Annotated in this window: 13 protein-coding genes and 1 pseudogene; 7 read left to right on the forward strand and 7 right to left on the reverse strand. The window is 71.2% G+C overall.

Annotated features, from left to right (window positions below; genetic code table 11):
- Window positions 1–198: 198 nt before the first annotated feature.
- Together AC0B9F_RS27350 and AC0B9F_RS27355 are read right to left on the reverse strand one after the other, a co-directional pair.
- Entirely contained in the window at window positions 199–1101 is a 903-nt protein-coding gene (locus tag AC0B9F_RS27350; RefSeq protein WP_472007044.1) for a tRNA (adenine-N1)-methyltransferase, read from the reverse strand.
- A gap of 97 nt (window positions 1102–1198) precedes the next feature.
- Window positions 1199–2941, reverse strand: a complete 1743-nt coding sequence (locus tag AC0B9F_RS27355) for a site-2 protease family protein (protein WP_472007045.1) — start codon at window positions 2939–2941, stop codon at window positions 1199–1201.
- A 649-nt stretch (window positions 2942–3590) separates the two neighbouring features.
- Between AC0B9F_RS27355 and AC0B9F_RS27360 the strand changes: the two are divergent.
- Both AC0B9F_RS27360 and AC0B9F_RS27365 read left to right on the forward strand, forming a co-directional pair.
- Window positions 3591–4490, forward strand: a pseudogene (locus AC0B9F_RS27360) (RecB family exonuclease); the annotation flags it as partial.
- A 122-nt stretch (window positions 4491–4612) separates the two neighbouring features.
- The gene (locus AC0B9F_RS27365) at window positions 4613–5284 is read left to right on the forward strand and encodes a response regulator transcription factor (RefSeq protein WP_361625498.1); all 672 of its coding nucleotides are present in this window, start codon (window positions 4613–4615) and stop codon (window positions 5282–5284) included.
- Window positions 5285–5363: 79 nt separating this feature from the next.
- Here the strand turns inward: AC0B9F_RS27365 and AC0B9F_RS27370 are convergent, their stop codons facing one another.
- The 4 genes from AC0B9F_RS27370 to metH form a co-directional block, all read right to left on the reverse strand.
- Window positions 5364–6944 carry an ABC transporter substrate-binding protein gene (locus AC0B9F_RS27370; protein ID WP_472007048.1) on the reverse strand — a complete coding sequence of 527 codons (1581 nt, stop codon included), beginning with the start codon at window positions 6942–6944 and terminating at the stop codon, window positions 5364–5366.
- 69 nt (window positions 6945–7013) lie between these two features.
- Complete coding sequence (locus AC0B9F_RS27375) at window positions 7014–8618, reverse strand: ABC transporter substrate-binding protein (RefSeq protein WP_472007049.1); 1605 nt, start codon at window positions 8616–8618, stop codon at window positions 7014–7016.
- A gap of 435 nt (window positions 8619–9053) precedes the next feature.
- Entirely contained in the window at window positions 9054–9755 is a 702-nt protein-coding gene (locus AC0B9F_RS27380) for an HAD family hydrolase (RefSeq protein WP_472007050.1), read from the reverse strand.
- A gap of 125 nt (window positions 9756–9880) precedes the next feature.
- Window positions 9881–13393, reverse strand: a complete 3513-nt coding sequence (metH, locus tag AC0B9F_RS27385) for a methionine synthase (RefSeq protein WP_472007052.1) — start codon at window positions 13391–13393, stop codon at window positions 9881–9883.
- A gap of 483 nt (window positions 13394–13876) precedes the next feature.
- Here metH and AC0B9F_RS27390 point away from each other — a divergent pair, with 483 nt between their 5' ends.
- From AC0B9F_RS27390 to AC0B9F_RS27410, 5 genes are all read left to right on the forward strand, one after another.
- Complete coding sequence (locus tag AC0B9F_RS27390; RefSeq protein ID WP_472007054.1) at window positions 13877–14641, forward strand: IclR family transcriptional regulator; 765 nt, start codon at window positions 13877–13879, stop codon at window positions 14639–14641.
- A 408-nt stretch (window positions 14642–15049) separates the two neighbouring features.
- Complete coding sequence (locus AC0B9F_RS27395; RefSeq protein ID WP_472007056.1) at window positions 15050–15844, forward strand: MIP/aquaporin family protein; 795 nt, start codon at window positions 15050–15052, stop codon at window positions 15842–15844.
- A 111-nt stretch (window positions 15845–15955) separates the two neighbouring features.
- On the forward strand, window positions 15956–17515 hold the full coding sequence (gene glpK, locus AC0B9F_RS27400) for a glycerol kinase GlpK (protein ID WP_472007058.1): 1560 nt from the start codon (window positions 15956–15958) through the stop codon (window positions 17513–17515).
- An 8-nt stretch (window positions 17516–17523) separates the two neighbouring features.
- Window positions 17524–19140: a glycerol-3-phosphate dehydrogenase/oxidase gene (locus tag AC0B9F_RS27405; RefSeq protein WP_472007059.1), complete on the forward strand. Its 1617-nt coding sequence runs from the start codon at window positions 17524–17526 to the stop codon at window positions 19138–19140.
- A gap of 221 nt (window positions 19141–19361) precedes the next feature.
- Window positions 19362–20267 carry a PAC2 family protein gene (locus tag AC0B9F_RS27410; protein WP_472007061.1) on the forward strand — a complete coding sequence of 302 codons (906 nt, stop codon included), beginning with the start codon at window positions 19362–19364 and terminating at the stop codon, window positions 20265–20267.
- Window positions 20268–20327: 60 nt separating this feature from the next.
- On the opposite strand, the gene mshC is transcribed toward AC0B9F_RS27410, so the two are convergent.
- The gene (mshC, locus tag AC0B9F_RS27415) at window positions 20328–21557 is read right to left on the reverse strand and encodes a cysteine--1-D-myo-inosityl 2-amino-2-deoxy-alpha-D-glucopyranoside ligase (RefSeq protein ID WP_472007062.1); all 1230 of its coding nucleotides are present in this window, start codon (window positions 21555–21557) and stop codon (window positions 20328–20330) included.
- Window positions 21558–21646 lie beyond the last annotated feature (89 nt).

The raw sequence follows: 21646 nt of genomic DNA on the forward strand, positions 1-21646 counted from the left end.
AAGTGTCTCCTGTGAGGGCTGTGCCGGTGGGGGTGGCCTGCATGGTGCCACACGTCACAGTGCGGCGGAACGGCGGGGTGTGCCTCGGGTTCCTGCCGGTGCGGCGTGGGGCGAAGACGACGGCGCCGTGGCCGAGTTCCGCGCGGGGTGCGGGAACTCGGCCACGGCGCCGTTGCGTTGTCGTGGTGAGGGCGTGCCTCAGCGGCCGAGGCCGCCGTCGGCGTTGGGGCCGCTGTAGTCCTCGCCGTAGGCGCCCTTGGCGGGGCGGCGGCGGCGCATGGGCGGCTCGACGCCGTCGGCCAGACGGCGGGCGGTGAGGAGGAAGCCGGTGTGGCCGATCATCCGGTGGTCCGGGCGTACGGCCAGACCCTCGATGTGCCAGTTGCGGATCATGGTCTCCCAGGCGGTCGGCTCGTTGAAGCCGCCGATCTCCCGGATGGACTCCACGGTCCGGGCGAGCTGGGTGGTGGTGGCGACGTAGCAGCAGACGATGCCGCCGGGCACCAGGGCCTTGGAGACGGCCTCCAGGCACTCCCAGGGAGCGAGCATGTCGAGGATGACGCGGTCGACGTCGGTGTCGGACAGGTTGTCCTGCAGGTCGCCGACGGTGAGCTGCCAGGCCGGGTGCGGGCCGCCGAAGTAGCGCTCCACGTTCTGCCGGGCGATCTCCGCGAAGTCCTCGCGGCGCTCGTAGCTGTGCAGCATGCCCTGGTCGCCGATGGCCCGCAGCAGGAAGCTGCTGAGCGAGCCCGAGCCGACGCCGGCCTCCACGACGCGGGCGCCGGGGAAGATGTCGGCGAAGGCGAGGATGTGCCCCGCGTCCTTCGGGTAGACGACGGCTGCCCCGCGGGGCATGGACAGGACGTAGTCGGGGAGCAGGGGGCGCAGCGCGAGGTAGGCGACGTTGCCGGTGGTGCGGACAACGCTGCCCTCGGGAGCGCCGATCAGTTCGTCGTGCGGGAAGCTCCCCTTGTGGGTGTGGAAGTTCTTCCCGGCCTCGAGCGTGAACGTGTAGTGGCGGCCCTTGGGGTCGGTCAGCTGTACCTGGTCCCCGACCTTGAAGGGCCCGCGGCGGCGGGCGGCACCGGTCGGTTCGGACATGTGACCAGCCTACCGGGGTTTGCGGGGGCCGCGGACCACGCCCCGTCGCGGGAGAGGGGCGGTGGAGCGGCGGTAGAGGGGTGGTGGAGCTGGGGGGTCAGCTGGGCCGGGCCATGGCCTTGACGAAGGCGCGCTCGACGTCGGCGGCGGACAGCACGCCGTAGATCTCGCCGGTGTCCTCGACGACGAGGTACTCGCTGGCGGGGGTGGCGCGCAGGACTTCCAGGAGGTCCTCGCCGGCCAGTTCGGCGGAGACCCGCATGCCGTCGGTGAGGTCCTGGGCGAGGTTGCTGACCGCGACCCAGGGGCGGCGGTGTTCGGGGACGCCGACGATGGCGGCCTCGCGGACCAGGGAGAGGGGTTCGCCGTCGGTGTCGACGACGACGAGGGCGCGGGCGCCGGCCTCGTTGGCGCGGCGCAGGGCCTCGGAGAGCGGGGTGTCGGTGTGGACGGGGACCGCGCGGCGGGTGAGGTTGCGGGCGCGCAGTTCGGGCAGGTGCTCGCGCAGGCGGGCGACGCGCAGGCTGTTGCCGGCGCCGGTCCAGATGATCGCGGCGAGGATGGCGGCGAGCAGGGCGTCGGTGACGGTGTCCATGCCGACGCTGTCCTCGGCGGAGGAGCCGAGGGCGCCGGACTGGGTGAGCAGCGGCAGGCCGATCAGGACGGAGACGGCGAGGGCGCGGCCGACCCAGGCGGCGGCGACGGTGCCGCTCATGGGCTTGCCGGTGATCTTCCAGACGATGGCGCGGAGCATGCGGCCGCCGTCGAGGGGCAGGCCGGGCAGGAAGTTGAAGATCGCCACGATGAGGTTGGAGATCATCAGGCCGGCGAGCAGGACGCCGGGGACGGTGCCGGGCTCGACGGGCTGCATGGCGAGGTAGAAGACGCCGGCCAGGACGAGGGAGAGCAGCGGGCCGACGAAGGCGAGGACGAACTCCCGTCCGGGGGTCTCGGCCTCCTTCTCGATCTCGCTGACGCCGCCGAAGAACTGCAGCCGGATGCGGCGCACGGGGAGCTTGAAGCGCAGGGCGGCGACCGTGTGGGCGAGCTCGTGCACGAGCACGGAGGCGTAGAAGGCGACGGCGAAGAAGAGGGAGACGAGGTAGCGGGCGGCGCCGAGCTCGGGCAGCACGCGGTCGAGCTGTCCGCCGAACACCCAGGTGATCAGCGCGGCGACGAGGAACCAGCTGGGTGCCACGTAGACGGGCACGCCGAAGGGGCGTCCCATGAGCAGGCCACTGCGCGGCTCGGGCGGCCGCGGGGGGCGTCCGCCGGGTCCTCCGTGGGCGTGGCTGCGGTCGGGGTGCTGATCGAGGCCGGCGGTGCGGTGCGCGTGCGGGGAGTGCCGGGGGGCGGGGGGGACGGGGTGCTGGGGGGTGGCGGGGGGCCGGCCGGGGGCGGCCGGCTCGTTGCCGGGACGGGCGGCGTGGACGGGCGTCGCGGGGGTGTCCGGGGCGGGGGCCGGTTCGTCGCCGGGGGGTGTGGCGTGGCCGGACTTCGCGGAACGCTCCGGTCCGGGGCTCTCACCGGTGGCCGACTCGTCGTCGGAGTGACCGGACTTCGCGGGACCCTCCGGGCCGGGGGTCTCACCGGCGGCCGGCTCGACGTCGGAGTGGGCGGACTTCGCGGGACCTTCCGGACCGGGGGTCTCACCGGCGGCCGGCTCGACGTCGGAGGGCTTCGTCGGGGTGGCCTTCTTCTCGGCCTGGTCGGACGCCCCGTGGGTGCCGGTGGGGTCGGGGTGTGCGGGGGCGGCGGGCGGGGTCGGCGGGCCGGCGTGGTGCTCGGCCGCCTCGTCGTCGCCCGACCGCGGCTGCGCGCTCCGGCCGCTCTCGTCCACGGTGTCCCCTCGTTCGAAGCGTCTTCCGAGCCGGCCGGCCGGAAGGGGTATCGGGTCGATGGTATGCGTCCGTCGCGACGCGTTCCGCCCCGGCACCCCCCGTGTTCGCCGTGCCGTACCCCGCCCGCAGCGTCGCGGGTTGGGGCGCTGTCAGTGGCGGGCCGTAAGGTCTGGGGACATGGAGACGAGCAGCGAGGGTACGGCCGAGACGGACGGCGGCGACACCGGGGCGGTGCCGTCGCCGTCCGAGGCGGGAGGCGTGGCGACGGCGTCTGGGCCGCTGGCCGCGACGGTGCCCGGCCAGGAGGCGGGGCGCGGGGTCGCGGCGGCGGACACGCCGTCGATACGGCTTGCATCCGGCGTGTCTCCGGAACCGGTCGTCTCCTCCCCCGCCGCGGGCGTCACGGCGCCCCCAGCCGGTGACGACGCGGTACCCGAGGCGGCCGTCCCGGCTTCCGAGGACGGGTCCCCCGAGGCCGCCGCCCCCGCTTCCGAGGACGGGCACCCCGAGGCCGTCACCCCCGCCTCCGAGCACGGGCACCCCGAAGCCGCCGCCCCCGCCTCCGAGGACAGGCCCCCCGAGGCCGCCGCCCCCGCCTCCGAGGACGGGTCCCCCGAGGCCGTCACCCCGGCTTCCGAGGACGGGCACCCCGAGGCCGCCGCCCCCGCCTCCGAGGACGGGCACCCGGAGGCCGCCGCCCCGGCCGCGCCGCGGGCGGATCGGGCCGCGCCCGTCAGTCTGTCGCCCTCGCGCGCCGGTGACTTCATGCAGTGCCCGTTGCTGTACCGGTTCCGGGTGATCGACCGGCTGCCCGAGAAGCCGAGCGCGGCGGCCACGCGGGGCACGCTGGTGCATGCCGTGCTGGAGCGGCTGTTCGACGCCCCGGCGGCCGAGCGGACCGCGCCGCGCGCCAAGTCGCTCATCCCGGGTCAGTGGGAGCGGCTGCGGGAGAGCCGCCCGGAGGTCACCGAGCTGTTCGCCGACGATCCGGACGGTGAGCGGCTGGCGCGGTGGCTGACGGAGGCCGAGCAGCTCGTGGAGCGCTGGTTCACGCTGGAGGACCCGACGCGTCTGGAGCCGGCGGAGCGTGAGCTGTTCGTCGAGGCGGAGCTGGAGTCGGGGCTGACGCTGCGCGGGATCATCGACCGGGTGGACGTCGCGCCGACCGGGGAGGTGCGCATCGTCGACTACAAGACCGGCAAGGCGCCGCGGCCCGAGTACGCCGAGGGCGCGCTGTTCCAGATGAAGTTCTACGCCCTCGTCGTGTGGCGGCTGAAGAACGTCGTTCCGCGGCGGTTGCAGCTGGTGTACCTCGGCAGCGGGGACGTTCTGACCTACGACCCGGTCGTGGCCGACCTGGAGCGGGTGGAGCGCAAGCTGCTGGCGCTGTGGGAGGCGATCCGGCGGGCAACCGAGACCGGTGAGTGGCGGCCGCGGCCGACGAAGCTGTGCGGGTGGTGCGATCACCAGGAGCACTGCCCGGAGTTCGGCGGCACTCCCCCGCCGTATCCGCTCCCGGTGCGCACGGCGGGCTCCGGCGGCGTCTGAGCCGGCGCTCCCGCCCCGGGGGCGGTCCGGAGCGGCCGTGCGTGATCGGCGCCGGCCGCCCCTGGGGCGAGCCGGGCGGTGGTGCAGGGCAGAATGGGCCCGGACGAGCGAAGGAGACTCACGTGGCCATCCGTGTCCTACTGGTCGACGACCAGCCGCTGCTGCGTACGGGCTTCCGGATGATCCTGGAGGCCGAGCAGGACATCGCGGTGGTCGGTGAGGCCGGCGACGGCCTCCAGGCGCTGGACCAGGTGCGCGCGCTGCAGCCCGACGTCGTGCTGATGGACATCCGGATGCCCCGGATGGACGGGGTGGAGGCGACCCGGCAGATCACCGGCCCGGAGCGCAACGGCCCGGCGAAGGTGCTGGTGCTGACCACCTTCGACCTCGACGAGTACGTGGTGGAGGCGCTGCGCGCGGGGGCGAGCGGCTTCCTGCTCAAGGACGCGCCCGCGAACGAGCTGGTGCAGGCGATCCGCGTGGTGGCCGGCGGTGAGGCGATGCTCGCGCCGAGCATCACCCGGCGGCTGCTGGACAAGTACGCCACCCACCTGCCCTCCGGCGAGGAGCCGGTCCCGGACACGCTGCACACGCTGACCGACCGTGAGGTCGAGGTGCTGAAGCTGGTGGCGCGCGGTCTGTCGAACGCGGAGATCGCCGCGGATCTGTTCGTCAGCGAGACGACCGTCAAGACGCATGTGGGTCATGTGCTGACGAAGCTGGGCCTGCGCGACCGTGTGCAGGCCGCGGTGTACGCCTACGAGAGCGGTCTGGTGCGCCCGGGCGCGCAGTAGAACGCCTCTCACGCGGGACAAGGGCGCCCCTTCCCCCAGCCGTACGGGGGAAGGGGCGCCCTTGTGCGGGGGGCGGCGATCAGGCCTTGTGCAGCTCCCAGAAGCGGAACACCGTCGAGGCGTCGAGGCAGGACTCGAGGCCGTAGACGCCGTCGCGCACCACCGCGTACTGCTTGCCCTGCCACACGGGCAGGATCGGCACGTCGTCGGCGACGATGTCCTGCAGTTCGCCGTACTCCTTGCCGGTGGAGGAGCGGTCGCTCTGGGCCGCGGTGCGCGGGATGAGCGTGCCGGTGATGGTCTTGTTGCTGTAGTTGTTGCCCAGCACGTTGCCCTTGCCGAAGAAGGGCGCGGTGAAGTTGTCGGCGTCCGGGTAGTCGGGCACCCATCCCTTGACGTAGACGCCGTACTTGCCGGCCTCGATGTCCTTCTCGTACTGGTCGAACGCCACCGACTTCACGTCGGCCTGGAACAGCCCGCTGGCGTTGAGCTGGCCGGCGATCGCCTTCAGCTCGGCGTCGGTGGCGGGGCCGTAGCGGGACGGCGTGGACCACAGGGTGAGCTTGACCTTGCCGGTGATGCCGTCGGCGCGCAGGGCTTCCTTGGCCTGGGCCTTGGAGGGGCGGGCGCCGTAGGTGTTGAAGAAGGACGTGGTGTGGCCGGCTATGCCGGCCGGGATGATGGAGTACAGCGGCGTCGCGGTGCCCTGGTAGACGTCGCGGATGAGGGCGTCGCGGTCGAGGAGGTGGGCGATGGCCTTGCGTACGCCGCTCTTTCCGGCGACCGGGTCGTTCATGTTGAAGACCAGGTGCTGGACCTCGGCGCTGCTGCCCTCGACCACCTCGACGCCGGAAGTGCCGCCGCTCTTCTGGATGTCGGCGATGTCGGCGGCGCTCAGGCCTCGGTAGGCGGCGTCGACCTTGCCGCCGAGGAGGGCCTGCTTGAGGGCGCCCTGGTCGCCGTGGAAGAACTTCAGCGTGACGCCGGAGTTCTTCACCTTGGCGGTGCCGGTGTAGTTGCCGTTGACGGAGAAGACGGCCTCTTCGTCGTTGAAGGAGTCCAGCTTGTAGGGGCCCGAGCCGACGGCCTTGCCATCCTTGCGCAGGCCGCTCGCGTCGTACTGGCGGTGGTCGACGATGGAGCCGGCGCCGGAGGCGATCTTGCTGGGGAAGGTCGCGTCGGAGGTCTTGAGCTGGAAGACGACCGTCTTGTCGTCCGGCGTCTCCACGGAGGCGAGCGACGGGAACATGATCGCCGGGCCGGCGGGGTCGTTGATCTTCAGCATGCGGTCGAAGGAGAACTTCACGTCCTTCGAGGTGAGCGTGTCACCGTTGCTGAACTTCAGGCCGTCCTTGAGGGTGCACCGGTAGACCTGGGCCTGGCTGTCGGTGAAGCCGCACTGCTTGGCCGCCTCCGGCTGCGGCTCGGTCGCTCCCTCCGGGAAGCTGAGCAGCGACTGGAAGACGTTGTTGAACAACAGCCAGGAACCGGGGTCGTAGCCCGAGGCGGGGTCCGTGGCCAGGACGTCGTCGGACATCCCCATCACCACGGCGGACCCGGTGCCCCCGGAATCGCCGTTCTCCGTTCCGCATCCGGTCAACAGGCCGGAGGCCAGCCCGGCCACGAGGGGCAGGACCGGCCACTGGTTGCGCATGTTCACGTACGTGTGCCTTGTCTTCGGTTCTCCGACAACCCGGGGACCGTCGACGGGCCCCGGGCACAGGGTGCGTCAGCCGCTCACACCGCGGCCGAGCTCCCACAGCTGCAGGGTCGAGGTGTTGTTCAACGCGTAGGCGGTGCCCGTGATGTCGTCGCGGGCGGCGACGTACTGCTTACCCTGCCACAGGGGCAGGACGGGCACGTCGTCGGCCACGATGTCCTGGATGTCCGTCAGGCTCCGCGCGGCGGCGAGGCGGTCGGCCTCGCGCCGGGACTGCGGGATCAGCTGGTTGATGATCTCGCTGTTGCGGTACGGCGACTTGAGGAAGTTGTCCTTGTCGAGGAACGGCGCGAGGTAGTTGTCGGCGTCCGGGAAGTCCGGGAACCAGCCCATGCCCCACACATCGTAGGCGCCCTTGCGTTCGGCGGGGACGAAGGCGTCCCAGGGGGTGCCCTGGATCTGGACGTCGAACAGCCCGCTGGCGTTGAGCTGCTGCTGGAGCACCTCGAACTCCCGCTTGGTGACCGCGCCGTAGTGGTCGGTGGTGTAGTGCAGGGTCAGCTTGACCGGGGTGGAGATGCCGGCCCTCTCCAGCAGCGACTTGGCCTTGGAGGTGCTGGGCTCGCCGTACTTGTTGAAGAACGAGTTGGAGTGGCCGGTGACGGTCGCCGGGACCAGCGAGTACAGGGCCTCGGCCTGGGTGCCGTACACCTGGGAGACCAGGGCGCTGCGGTCGACGACCTGGGCGACGGCCTGGCGCACCGCCTTGTCCTTGACGGACGGCGCGTTGGTGTTGAAGGCCAGGTAGCGGATCTCCAGGCCGGGCATGTCCAGCAGGTCGATGTTCTTGCCGGAGCCGCCCTGCAGCTTGCGCACCTGGTCGGGCGACATGGTGCGGGTCATCAGGTCGATGTCGCCCTTCTCGAGCGCCGTGCCCATGGCGTCGGCGCTGTCGAAGGAGTCCAGTTCCACCTTGTCGTTGTTCACGGTCAAGGACCCCTTGTAGTCGGGGTTCTTGGTGAAGACGGCCTTGACCATGGAGTCGCCGCTGGTCTCGGCCTTGAGGGTGTAGGGCCCGGAGCCGTCGACCGTGAACCCTTCGCGCAGCTTGTCCTTGGGGTAGTCGGTGGGGTCGATGATGCCCGCGACCGGGGTGGACAGCTTGTACGGGAAGGTGGCGTCGGAGGTCTTGAGGTGGAAGACGACCTCCTTGTCGCCCTGTGTCTCGACGGTGTCGATGGTGGACAGCAGGGCGGCGACGCCGGAGTCGGCCTGGATGGCGCGGGCCCGGTCGATGGAGTACTTCACGGCGTTGGCGGTGACGGCGTCCCCGTTGGCGAACGTCAGTCCGTCGCGCAGCTTGCAGGCGTAGCGCTCGTTGCCGCTGTCGGTGAAGCCGCAGCTCTGGGCCGCCTCGGGCACCGGCTGGCCGCCGCCCTTCGGCAGGGTCATGAGGGTCTGCACGGTCTGGCGCAGGATGTTCCAGCTGCCGACGTCGTAGGCGTAGGCCGGGTCGAGCGGCGCCGGGACGTCCTTCGTGGCGGTGAACCGGTCCGTGGTGCCGACGACGATGGCCTTCCCGCCGCCGCTGCCCGCGTTGGTACCGCCACACGCGGCGAGTACGGGGGCGAGCAGGCCGGCCATGGCCGGCAGCACCAGAGTCTTGCGGTTCATGCTCGAGTTTCTCCAGAGCGTCTGACTCCGTGTATCCGGCATGCAGGGGTGGCGCAGCGGAGCACGGGGATAAGGGGGCGATGTTCTCGCGATGAGATTAGTCCGCGTCCGTGGGGCGGTTCGCGGGCAGTGGAGTCGATGCCCCATCACGCTGCGAAACCGGGCGGGGACGCAACGAAAAGGCGACAGCGGAAGGATTCGTGCAGGGTTTCATCAATCGGGACACAAGGGTGCGCCCCGCGGCCGCCGTTGAGGGTGGGTCACCCGGGGCCTGCCCCTTTTGCACCCGGCCGGGCGTGGGGAACGTCACACGCGGGCGGGGTGTGAGGGGCGTGTGATGCGACCCGGTCGCGCGCCGTGCATTCGGCCGGCGCACGCCCCGGTGTCTCTTGTGGGAAATGGCCCGTCAATGAGCGGGACACGTTGGGTGAACGGTTATCGCACCTGGGTCATCAGGCCGCGCAGAAAGGCGAGGTCGACTTCTTCCAGCGTGGTCACGACGGTGCGCCGCGCGGCCGGGCTGATGGGCGCCACCGAGGGCACCGCGACGACGTGACAGCCCGCGGCCTCGGCCGCCGCGACACCGGTCGCGGTGTCCTCCACGACGGCGCAGCGCGCCGGATCGACGCCCAGGCCGGCCGCCGCGAGCAGGTAGGGGTCGGGGTGGGGCTTGGTGCGGGACACCTCGTCGCCGGCGATGCTCAGCGAGAAGTGGTGGGCGCCGAGCGTGGTCAGTACGCGGTCGATGATGCGCCGGTGGGAGGCGGAGACCAGCGCCGTGGGCACTCTCTGCTCGTGCAGCTCCGCCAGCAGCCGGGCCGCGCCGGGCATGACCGGCAGGGCGTCGCCGATACGGGCCTCGAAGCCCTCGTTGAGCAGGACGGTCAGCTCGGCGAGGGGGATGTCGGCGCCCGTCGCCTCGATCAGGAACCCCGCGCTGCGGGTCATGGGACCGCCGACCACGACATGGCGCCAGGAGTCGTCGAGGGCGTGGCCGAGGGCGGCGAACACCTCGACCTCGACGTCCCACCAGAAGCCCTCCGTGTCCACCAGGGTGCCGTCCATGTCCAGGAGCACGGCCTGCAGGGCGGAACCTTCGGCAGTACCGGTATCGAGCGCGGGGACCGTCGTCGTCATCCGGCGTACCTCCTTGGGGACGATCAGGCCGGTTCCCGACGGGAACCGGCCTGCGGTGGACCGACCAGTGTACGACGCTTTCGATCGACGTGCCCGAGATGACCGTCACGGGCCGTGGAACGGGGTCACCGAGCGTTGAAGTACTTGGCCTCCGGGTGGTGGATCACGATGGCGTCCGTGGACTGCTCGGGGTGCAGCTGGAACTCCTCGGACAGGTGCACGCCGATGCGCTCCGGCTGGAGCATGTCCGCGATCTTGGCGCGGTCCTCCAGGTCGGGGCAGGCGCCGTAGCCGAGGGAGAAGCGGGCACCGCGGTACTTCAGCTCGAACATGCCCTCGATCTCGGCCGGGTCCTCCCCGGCGAAACCGAGCTCGGAGCGCACGCGCGCGTGCCAGTACTCGGCGAGGGCCTCGGCGAGCTGGACGGACAGGCCGTGCAGTTCCAGGTAGTCGCGGTAGGCGTTGGCCTCGAACAGGCGGGCGGTCTCCTCGCCGATGCGCGAGCCGACGGTGACGACCTGGAAGCCGACCACGTCGGTCTCCCCCGACTCCTCCGGGCGGAAGAAGTCCGCGAGGCACAGCCGGCGGCCGCGGCGCTGGCGCGGGAAGGTGAAGCGGGTGCGCTCGTTGCCCTGCTCGTCCAGGATGATCAGGTCGTCGTCCTTGGACACGCACGGGAAGTAGCCGTAGACGACGGCCGCCTCCAGCAGGTTCTCCGTCTGCAGCCGCTCCAGCAGGCCGCGCAGCCGGGGCCGGCCCTCGGTCTCGACCAGCTCCTCGTACGTGGGGCCCTCGCCGGTGCGGGCCTGCTTCAGCCCCCACTGGCCCTTGAACAGGGCGCCCTCGTCGAGCCAGGAGGCGTACTCCTTGAGCTGGATGCCCTTGATCACGCGGGTGCCCCAGAACGGCGGGGTGGGCACCGGGTTGTCGGTGGCGACGTCGGAGCGGACATGCCCCTCCTGCGGGCGCTCCTCGACCTCGACCGCCGCCGCCCTGACCCGGCGCTGCTTCAGTTCCGGCAGCTTCGCGCCGGGCACGCCGCGCTTGACGCCGATCAGGGCGTCCATCAGGCGCAGCCCCTCGAAGGCGTCCCGGGCGTAGCGGACCTCGCCCTGGTAGATCTCGTGCAGGTCCTGCTCGACATACGCGCGGGTCAGCGCGGCGCCACCGAGGATGACCGGGTACTTCCCGGCCAGCTCACGCGCGTTGAGCTCCTCCAGGTTCTCCTTCATGATCACCGTGGACTTCACCAGCAGCCCGGACATGCCGATCACATCCGCGCGGTGTTCCTCGGCGGCCTCCAGGATCGCCGACACGGGCTGCTTGATGCCCAGGTTGACCACGTTGTAGCCGTTGTTGGTCAGGATGATGTCGACCAGGTTCTTGCCGATGTCGTGCACGTCGCCGCGCACCGTGGCCAGCACGATCGTGCCCTTGCCCGCCTCGTCCGTCTTCTCCATGTGCGGCTCGAGATGGGCGACGGCCGTCTTCATCACTTCCGCCGACTGCAGCACGAACGGCAGCTGCATCTGCCCCGAACCGAACAGCTCACCGACGACCTTCATGCCGTCCAGCAGCGTCTCGTTGACGATGTCCAGCGCCGACCGCGCTGCCAGCGCCTCATCGAGGTCGGCCTCCAGCCCGTTGCGCTCACCGTCGATGATCCGCCGCTTGAGGCGCTCCTCGAGCGGCAGCGCGGCCAGCTCCTGCGCCTTGGACGCCTTCAGCGACTTCGCCGTCGCACCCTCGAACAACTGCATGAGCTTCTGCAGCGGGTCATAGCCCTCCGCGCGCCGGTCGTAGATCAGATCCAGCGCGGTGCGCACCTGCTCCTCGTCGAACCGGGCGATCGGCAGGATCTTCGACGCGTGCACGATCGCCGAGTCCAGGCCCGCCTTCACACACTCGTCGAGGAACACCGAGTTCAGCAGGATCCGGGCGGCCGGATTCAGACCGAAGGAGATGTTCGACAGGCCGAGGGTGGTCTGCACGTTGGGGTGGCGGCGCTTGAGCTCGCGGATGCCCTCGATGGTGGCGACGCCGTCCCCCCGGGACTCCTCCTGCCCGGTGCAGATCGTGAAGGTGAGGCAGTCGACGAGGATGTCCTCCTCCCGGATGCCCCAGTTCCCCGTCAGGTCGGCGATCAGCCGCTCGGCGATCTCCACCTTCTTCTCCGCCGTGCGCGCCTGACCCACCTCGTCGATGGTCAGCGCGATCAGCGCGGCGCCGTGCTCCTTGGCGAGCTGCGTGACCTTCGCGAAGCGGGACTCCGGTCCGGCCCCGTCCTCGTAGTTCACCGAGTTGATCACCGCGCGGCCGCCGAGCTTTTCCAGCCCGGCCCGCAGCACCGGCACCTCGGTGGAGTCCAGCACGATCGGCAGCGTCGACGCGGTCGCGAAACGACCCGCCAGCTCCCGCATGTCCGCCGCGCCGTCCCGGCCGACGTAGTCCACGCACAGGTCCAGCATGTGGGCGCCCTCGCGGATCTGCTCGCGGGCCATCTCCACACAGTCGTCCCAGCGGCCCTCCAGCATCGCCTCGCGGAACTTCTTCGACCCGTTGGCGTTCGTGCGCTCACCGATGGCGAGGTAGGAGGTGTCCTGGCGGAAGGGCACGGTCTGGTACAGCGAGGCCGCTCCCGGCTCCGGGCGCGGGTCGCGCTCGGCGGGGACCAGGCCCCGCACCCGCTCCACGACCTGCCGCAGATGCTCCGGCGTCGTCCCGCAGCAGCCGCCCACCAGGGACAGCCCGTAGTCGCGGACGAAGTTCTCCTGGGCGTCGGCCAGGCCCTCGGGACCGAGCGGGAAGTGGGCGCCGTCCTTGGTGAGGATCGGCAGACCGGCGTTCGGCATGCACAGCAGCGGGATGCGGGAGTGGCGCGTGAGGTAGCGCAGGTGCTCGCTCATCTCGGCGGGGCCGGTGGAGCAGTTCAGGCCGATCATGTCGATGCCGAGCGGCTCCAGCGCGGTCAGCGCGGCGCCGATCTCGGAGCCCAGCAGCATGGTGCCGGTCGTCTCGAAGGCCATCGACACGAGCAGCGGTACGTCGACGCCGAAGGCCTCGATGGCGCGGCGGGCGGCGACGACGGAGGCCTTGGTCTGCAGCAGGTCCTGCGTGGTCTCCACGATCAGGGCGTCGGCGCCGCCGGCGAGCAGGCCCTCGGCGTTGGCCTGGTAGCCGTCGCGGATCGTGGTGTACCCGACGTGGCCGAGCGTCGGCAGCTTGGTGCCCGGGCCGACCGAGCCGAGCACCCAGCGGGTGCGGCCGTCACGGCCGGCGTACTCGTCGGCCACCTCACGGGCGATGCGCGCACCGGCCTCGGACAGCTCGAAGACGCGGTCGGCGATCTCGTACTCGGCGGCGGCCGTGTGGTTGGCGCCGAAGGTGTTCGTCTCCACGCAGTCGACGCCGGCCGCGAAATACTCCTCGTGGACCGAGCGGACGATGTCCGGGCGGGTGACGTTCAGGATCTCGTTGCAGCCCTCGAGCTGCTCGAAGTCCTCCAGGGTCGGGTCCTGCGCCTGGAGCATGGTGCCCATCGCCCCGTCGGCGACCACCACACGGGTGGCGAGCGCCTCTCGGAGCGCGGACACACGGGTCCGGCTGTCGGCGGAAGGGGTCAGCGGCGACGAGGCCATGAAGGGGCTCCCTTGGATGCGACGGCTGTCGGCTATGCGGCTCCGCGGCGGTTTTCAGGCGAGGCGCACGGCGCCAGCGTAACCGGGACTCTCCGAGGATGGGCAGAGCGTCCACGAGGCGGACGGGTGGGAGCGCAGGCGCCCCACCGCGAGAGGCTGCGCAGGTGGGTGCGGGCGGCGGGGCGTTCGGGTGAGGGGCTGGGGCGGACGGGCGTCGCGCCCGGGGATGACGGGTGAGGCGCACGGGACGTACGCGGGGACCTGTGTCCCGGCCGGCGGGGTGGACGCGGTGAGCGGCGCCGGACGCGGCCGGCTGGAGGCGCCCCGGAGGTACCCCCGTGTGGCCGACACGCCGCGCATGGCGTAACAAGTACCGTCCGACCATTGGCGGGAGGTCGGCATGGACCGGTAGTGTTCGACATTGCCGAACGACGGTGGCAGCACCGGGCGTGAGCGGTCGATGGGGACGGAGGCAGGACGGCGATGGCACGGAACATCCAGTCGCTCGAGCGGGCGGCCGCGATGCTGCGGCTGCTCGGGGGCGGCGAGCGGCGCCTGGGCCTGTCGGACATCGCCTCCTCGCTCGGCCTCGCCAAGGGCACCGCCCACGGCATCCTGCGCACCCTCCAGCAGGAGGGTTTCGTCGAGCAGGACGAGGCCTCCGGGCGCTACCAGCTCGGCGCGGAACTGCTGCGCCTGGGCACCACCTATCTCGACGTGCACGAGCTGCGGGCGCGCGCCCTGGTGTGGACCGACGACCTGGCCCGCTCCAGCGGGGAGAGCGTCTACCTGGGCGTGCTGCACCAGCAGGGCGTGCTGATCGTGCACCACGTCTTCCGGCCCGACGACAGCCGGCAAGTGCTGGAGATCGGGGCCATGCAGCCGCTGCACTCCACCGCCCTGGGCAAGGTGCTCTCCGCCTACGACCCGGTGGCGCACAGCGAGGCGCTGGAGTCGGACCGCAAGGCGTTCACGGACCGCACGGTGTGCGACCCGGACAGCTTCGAGCACCTCCTCGACGTCACACGCGCGCGTGGCTACGCGGCCGACGTGGAGGAGACCTGGGAGGGCGTCGCGTCCATCGCCGCACCCATCCACGACCGGCGCCGCATGCCCGTGGGCGCGGTCGGCATCACCGGCGCCGTGGAGCGGGTGCGCCGGGACGGGGAGTTGCGGCCCGAGCTGATCGCGGCGGTGCGGGACTGCGCCCGCGCGGTGTCGCGGGACCTGGGCGCCGGGCGGTTCTGACCGACGCGGGACCCACAAGGGCGTGACACAGGGCCGGAACGCCGTACAGGCGCTCCGGCCCTGTGTTGTGTCCGTCCGCATGCCCCGCACCTGTGCCGTGTCCGTCCACCTGCCCCGCACTCGTGACCTGCGCCGGCGCCCGGACCGGAGCGGGTGCGCATCCGCCCGGCCCGCTGACCCGAAGCGATCAATAACGATCGTGCTTTCGATTACAGACCTCTTGACGGGTAGCTGAGGCCAAAGCAAGACTCCCGTCCATCGGTCGGCATTGTCGAACACCTACCGGCAATACGCGCTAGAGTGTGACAACGCCAAGGGCCGGATTCGCTCTCACCCCGAGGGCGCCGCACCCCCGGAGGGACCCGGGAGTCCGGCTTCCCCCCTGGACGAAGGACAAAGGAGTCGCGGGTGTCCAGCTCCGACATCTTCATCGGCGAGACCATAGGTACCGCCATACTCATCCTCCTCGGCGGCGGCGTCTGCGCCGCCGTGACCCTGAAGGCATCCAAGGCCCGCAACGCAGGCTGGCTCGCCATCGCCTTCGGCTGGGGCTTCGCCGTGATGACGGCGGTGTACATCTCCGGCCCGCTCTCCGGAGCCCACCTCAACCCGGCCGTGACCGTCGCCCTGGCCATCAAGGACAGCGACTGGACGAACGTCCCGGTCTACTTCGCCGGCCAGCTGCTCGGCGCGATGATCGGCGCGGCCCTGGTGTGGGCGGCCTACTACGGCCAGTTCCAGGCGCACCTGACCGACAAGGAGATCGTCGGCGGCCCCGGCGCGCAGGCCACCGCGGCCAAGGCCGTCGAGGCGCAGGAGAAGGGCGCCGGCCCGGTCCTGGGCGTCTTCTCCACCGGCCCGGAGATCCGGAACACCGTGCAGAACCTCCTGACGGAGATCATCGGCACCATCGTGCTGATCCTCGCGGTCCTCACCCAGGGCCTCAACGACAAGGGCAACGGCCTGGGCGTCCTGGGCGGTCTGATCACCGCTCTGGTGGTCGTCTCGATCGGTCTGTCCCTCGGCGGTCCCACCGGCTACGCCATCAACCCGGCCCGTGACCTCGGCCCGCGCATCGTGCACGCCCTGCTGCCGCTGCCCAACAAGGGCGGCTCGGACTGGAGCTACGCGTGGATCCCGGTGGTCGGTCCGCTGATCGGCGGCGCGATAGCCGCAGGCCTCTACAACGTCGCATTCGTGTAGGAGCCAGCTCAGGATGTCCGTGAGAAACAGCGACACGTCCCCACGGACCACCGAGCACCGCACGCGCCGTATCCATCAGCCCCCCAACGACGGATCCTCCAGGAGAACACAGTGACCGACGCGCACACCGCCGGCATCGCTTCCCACGGGCACGGCCCGTTCATCGCCGCCATCGACCAGGGCACCACCTCCAGCCGCTGCATCGTCTTCGACCGGGACGGCCGGATCGTCTCCGTCGACCAGAAGGAGCACGAGCAGATCTTCCCCAAGCCGGGCTGGGTCGAGCACAACGCCACCGAGATCTGGACCAACGTCCAGGAGGTCGTCGCCGGCGCGGTCGCCAAGGCCGGCATCACCCGCGACGACATCAAGGCCATCGGCATCACCAACCAGCGCGAGACCACCGTGCTGTGGGACAAGAACACCGGTGAGCCCGTCCACAACGCCATCGTCTGGCAGGACACCCGCACCGACGCCCTGTGCCGGGAGCTGGGCCGCAACGTCGGCCAGGACCGCTTCCGCCGCGAGACCGGTCTGCCGCTCGCCTCCTACTTCGCCGGCCCCAAGGCCCGCTGGCTGCTCGACAACGTCGAGGGCCTCAAGGAGCGCGCCGAGGCCGGGGACATCCTCTTCGGCACCATGGACACCTGGGTCATCTGGAACCTGACCGGTGGTGTGGGCGGCGGCAAGCACGTCACCGACGTCACCAACGCCTCCCGCACCATGCTGATGAACCTCCACAACACGGAGTGGGACGACAAGATCTGCGAGTCGATCGGCGTGCCGAAGCAGATCCTGCCCGAGATCCGCTCCTCCGCCGAGATCTACGGCGAGATCAAGGGCGGCAAGCTGGGCGACCTGCTCGGCGGCATCCCCGTCGCCTCCGCGCTCGGCGACCAGCAGGCGGCCCTGTTCGGCCAGACCTGTTTCTCCGAGGGCGAGACCAAGTCGACGTACGGCACCGGCACCTTCATGGTGATGAACACCGGCGACAAGATCATCAACTCCTACGCCGGTCTGCTGACCACCGTCGGCTACAAGATCGGCGACCAGGAGACGGTGTACGCCCTGGAGGGCTCGATCGCCGTCACCGGCTCGCTGGTGCAGTGGATGCGCGACCAGATGGGCCTGATCTCCACCGCGGCGGAGATCGAGACGCTGGCGCTGTCGGTCGAGGACAACGGCGGCGCGTACTTCGTGCCGGCGTTCTCCGGCCTGTTCGCCCCGCACTGGCGCTCCGACGCCCGCGGTGTGATCGCCGGCCTGACCCGGTACGTCACCAAGGCGCACCTGGCGCGTGCCGTCCTGGAGGCCACCGCCTGGCAGACCCGGGAGATCGCCGACGCCATGGTGAAGGACTCCGGCGTCGAGCTGGTGACCCTGAAGGTCGACGGCGGCATGACCGCCAACAACCTGCTGATGCAGACGCTTGCCGACGTGCTGGACGCCCCCGTCGTGCGCCCCATGGTCGCCGAGACCACCTGCCTCGGCGCCGCCTACGCCGCCGGTCTCGCCGTCGGCTTCTGGAACAGCACCGACGACCTGCGCGCCAACTGGCGCCGGGCCGCCGAGTGGACCCCCCGCATGGACGCGGAGACCCGCGACCGTGAGTACAAGAACTGGCTCAAGGCCGTCGAGCGGACCATGGGCTGGCTCGAGGACGAGGAGTAAGACCCGCTATGACCACGCAGTCCACCCTGAGTTCCGTACCTGCCCTGGGCACGCACCCGGCCTCCGGCTCGAACCCGAGCCGAGCCGAGACCCGGGAGCAGCTCTCCAAGGCGTCGTACGACCTGCTCGTCATCGGCGGCGGCATCCTCGGCATCTCGACCGCCTGGCACGCCGCGCAGTCCGGCCTCAGGGTGGCTCTGGTCGACGCCGGCGACTTCGCCGGCGCCACCTCCTCCGCCTCCTCCAAGCTGCTGCACGGCGGCCTGCGCTACCTGCAGACCGGTGCGGTGAAGCTGGTGGCGGAGAACCATTTCGAGCGCCGTGCGGTCTCCCGTCAGGTGGCGCCCCACCTGGCGAACCCGCTCACGTTCTACCTCCCCGTGTACAAGGGCGGCCCGCACGGCGCGGCGAAGCTCGGCGCGGGCGTCTTCGCCTACTCCGCGCTCTCCGCGTTCGGTGACGGGGTCGGCCACCTGCTCTCCCCGGCCAAGGCGGCGCAGGACGTGCCCGAGCTGCGCACCGAGAACCTCAAGGCCGTTGCCGTGTACGGCGACGACCAGATGAACGACGCGCGCATGGCGCTGATGACGGTCCGCGCGGCCGTCGACGCGGGCGCGGTCGTCCTGAACCACGCCGAGGTGACCGGTCTGCGCTTCACCCAGGGCCGGGTGACCGGCGCCGACCTCAAGGACCGGACCTCCGGCGACGAGTTCGGCGTGAACGCACGCCTGGTGCTGAACGCGACCGGCCCGTGGGTGGACCACCTGCGCCGGATGGAGGACCCGAACGCGGCGCCGTCCATCCGTCTGTCCAAGGGCGCGCACCTGGTCCTCAAGCGCACCTCGCCGTGGAAGGCCGCGCTGGCCACCCCGATCGACAAGTACCGCATCACCTTCGCCCTCCCCTGGGAGGACATGCTGCTGCTCGGCACCACCGACGAGGAGTACGAGGGCGACCCGGCGGACGTCGCGGTCAACGACAAGGACATAGCCCAGATCCTCGACGAGGCCGCCTTCTCGATCCGGGACCAGCAGCTCGACCGGGACCTGATCACGTACTCCTTCGCGGGTCTGCGGGTGCTGCCGGGCGGCCCCGGTGACACCGCCAAGGCCAAGCGCGAGACGGTCGTGACCGAGGGCAAGGGCGGCATGCTGTCGGTCGCGGGCGGCAAGTGGACCACCTTCCGTCACATCGGCCGCACGGTGATGAAGAAGCTGGAGGCGCTTCCGGGCCACCCGCTCGGCGACGACTTCGAGCCGATCGCCTCGCTGCCGAAGAAGCTGCCGCTGCCCGGTGTCGCCAACCCCCGCGCGATCGCGCACCGGCTGCTGATCGACCGCCCGGCGCCGGGCCCGCGCATGGCCGCGGACACCGCCCGGCACCTGGCGACGCACTACGGCTCGCTGGCGTTCGACATCGCCCGCCTGGCCAACGAGCACCCGGAGCTGGGCGAGCGGGTCCACCCCGACGCCCCGGAGATCTGGGCGCAGGTCGTCTACGCCCGCGACCACGAGTGGGCCGAGACGGCGGACGACGTGCTGCGCCGTCGCACCACGCTGACGATCCGCGGTCTGGCCACGGACGAGGTGCGGGGCAAGGTCCAGGACCTGCTCGACGAGAAGTAGGACCGGCGAAGGAACTGACGGCCGGACGGTCCTACGGCACGAAGGGGGCGGCTCCCCGCACTGGAGCCGCCCTCTTCCCGTGCCCGGCCGGCCCGGGTGTTCCGGGGTGGCGATCGGGGCAGTGTTCCGTTCACTCCCCCGTGCAAGGGGGCTGCGGGCGCCCCCGCCGCACGCCGTAAGGTTGGGTGGTCAAGCGAGGGCACGTCGGAAGGAGGCGCTGGGTGATCGAGCTCGAGGGGGTTCCCGAGCTGATCGACCCGGTCATGGTGGCCGCGTTCGAGGGCTGGAACGATGCCGGCGACGCCGCCTCCACCGCGGTCGCGCATCTGGAGAAGGAGTGGAAGGGCGAGGTGTTCGCGGCGCTGGACGCCGAGGACTACTACGACTTCCAGGTGAACCGCCCCACGGTGTTCATGGACGGCGGCGTCCGCAAGATCACGTGGCCGACGACGAGGTTGTCCGTGGTCCGGGTCGGCGGCGACAAGCCGCGCGACCTGGTCCTGGTGCGCGGCATCGAACCGTCCATGCGCTGGCGCTCGTTCTGCAACGAGCTGCTGGGCTTCGCGCACGAGCTGGGCGTGGAGCTCGTGGTGATCCTGGGCGCCCTGCTCGGCGACACCCCGCACACGCGTCCGGTCCCGATCAGCGGGACGACGTCCGACGCGGACCTGGCACGCCGGATGGATCTGGAGGAGACCAAGTACGAGGGTCCCACCGGCATCGTCGGCGTCCTGCAGGAGGCGTGCACGCACGCGGGCGTGCCGGCGGTGTCGCTGTGGGCGGCCGTACCGCACTACGTGTCGCAGCCGCCCAACCCGAAGGCCACGCTGGCGCTGCTGAACCGCCTGGAGGACCTGATCGACGTGCGCATCCCGCTGGGCGAGCTGCCCGAGGACGCGCGCGCCTGGCAGGTGGGCGTGGACCAGCTGGCCGCCGAGGACAGCGAGGTGGCCGAATACGTCCAGACGCTGGAGGAGGCCCGGGACACGGCCGAGCTGCCGGAGGCCTCGGGCGAGGCGATCGCGCGGGAGTTCGAGCGGTATCTGCGGCGCCGGGACGGCGCCCGTCCGCCCAAGCCCCCTGCGTCCGGCCCTGCCAAGGACGACGAGGACGACTCGGAGGACTGAGCGGAGTACGGGAGAGGGCGGTGCGCCGGGCGCACCGCCCTTCACCTTTGCCGGCAGCCCTTACAGAGCCACGCCCAGCAGCGCGTCCACCGCGCGGGAGACGACGCCGGGTGCGCCGATGTCCGTGCCGCCCTGCTCCTGCTGGAGCGCGACCCAGCGGTCGACGGCGGCCAGCGCGGCCGGGGCGTCGAGGTCGTGCGCGAGGGCGTCGCGGATCTCCTCGACGAGCGCGTCGGCGGACGGGCCGTCGGGCCGGGAGACGGCCGCGCGCCACCGGCCGAGGCGGGCGACGGCGTCGGCGAGGACCTGGTCGGTCCACTCCCAGTCGGCGCGGTAGTGGTGGGCGAGCAGCGACAGACGGATGGCGGCGGGGTCGACGCCGTCGCGGCGCAGCCGGGAGACGAAGACCAGGTTGCCCTTGGACTTCGACATCTTCTCGCCGTTCAGGGCGACCATGCCGGCGTGGACGTACGCCTGGGCCATGGGGAACTCGCCGGTGAGCACCTGGGCGTGCGAGGCGCCCATCTCGTGGTGCGGGAAGGCGAGGTCGCTTCCGCCGCCCTGGACGTCGAAGCCCATGCCGAGGTGGTCCAGGGCGATGGCGACGCACTCGATGTGCCAGCCGGGGCGTCCCCGGCCGAGGGAGGCGCCGTCCCAGCTGGGCTCGCCCTCGCGGGCGGCCATCCACAGCATCGGGTCGAGCGGGTTCTTCTTGCCCGGCCGGTCCGGGTCGCCGCCGCGCTCGGCGGACAGCATCCGCATGGCGGCGGCGTCGAGGTTGGAGACCTTGCCGAAGTGGGGGTCGGACTCGACGGAGAAGTAGATGTCACCGTCCAGCTCGTAGGCCGCGCCGAGGTCGCGCAGCCGCTCCACGAGCGGGACGATGCCGGGTATCGCCTCGACGGCCCCGATGTACTGCTGGGGCGGCAGCATCCGCAGGGCCGTCATGTCCTCACGGAAGAGGGCCGTCTCCTTCTCGGCGAGGGCGACCCAGTCGACGCCGTCCCGCTCCGCGCGTTCCAGCAGCGGATCGTCGACGTCGGTGACGTTCTGGACGTAGTGAACCTGCCGCTTGGTGTCGAGCCACACGCGCTGTACGAGGTCGAACGCGTTGTAGGTCGCCGCGTGCCCCAGGTGGGTGGCGTCGTACGGGGTGATGCCGCAGACGTAGATACGGGCGACGGGACCGGGCTGGAGGGTGACCAGCTGGCCGGTCGCGGTGTCGTGGATCCTCAGGTCGCGGCCCTGACCGGGCAGCGCGGGGACTTCGGAAGCGGGCCAGGCATGCATGTCATGAGCCTAACCGGACCGGGGTCCCCCTTACGAACCGGAGCGGGCCGGATGGCCGGGAAGGCGCTCTTGTGTCTTCCCGGCAGATG

This window comes from Streptomyces sp. NPDC097129 (genome assembly GCF_055668065.1).

Coding starts and splice junctions, on each gene's coding strand:
- AC0B9F_RS27375 (WP_472007049.1), bottom strand. CDS start 8,618: ATGAACCGCAAGACTCTGGTGCTGCCGGCCATGGCCGGCCTGCTCGCC.
- metH (WP_472007052.1), bottom strand. CDS start 13,393: ATGGCCTCGTCGCCGCTGACCCCTTCCGCCGACAGCCGGACCCGTGTG.
- AC0B9F_RS27380 (WP_472007050.1), bottom strand. CDS start 9,755: ATGACGACGACGGTCCCCGCGCTCGATACCGGTACTGCCGAAGGTTCC.
- mshC (WP_472007062.1), bottom strand. CDS start 21,557: ATGCATGCCTGGCCCGCTTCCGAAGTCCCCGCGCTGCCCGGTCAGGGC.
- AC0B9F_RS27390 (WP_472007054.1), top strand. CDS start 13,877: ATGGCACGGAACATCCAGTCGCTCGAGCGGGCGGCCGCGATGCTGCGG.
- AC0B9F_RS27350 (WP_472007044.1), bottom strand. CDS start 1,101: ATGTCCGAACCGACCGGTGCCGCCCGCCGCCGCGGGCCCTTCAAGGTC.
- AC0B9F_RS27405 (WP_472007059.1), top strand. CDS start 17,524: ATGACCACGCAGTCCACCCTGAGTTCCGTACCTGCCCTGGGCACGCAC.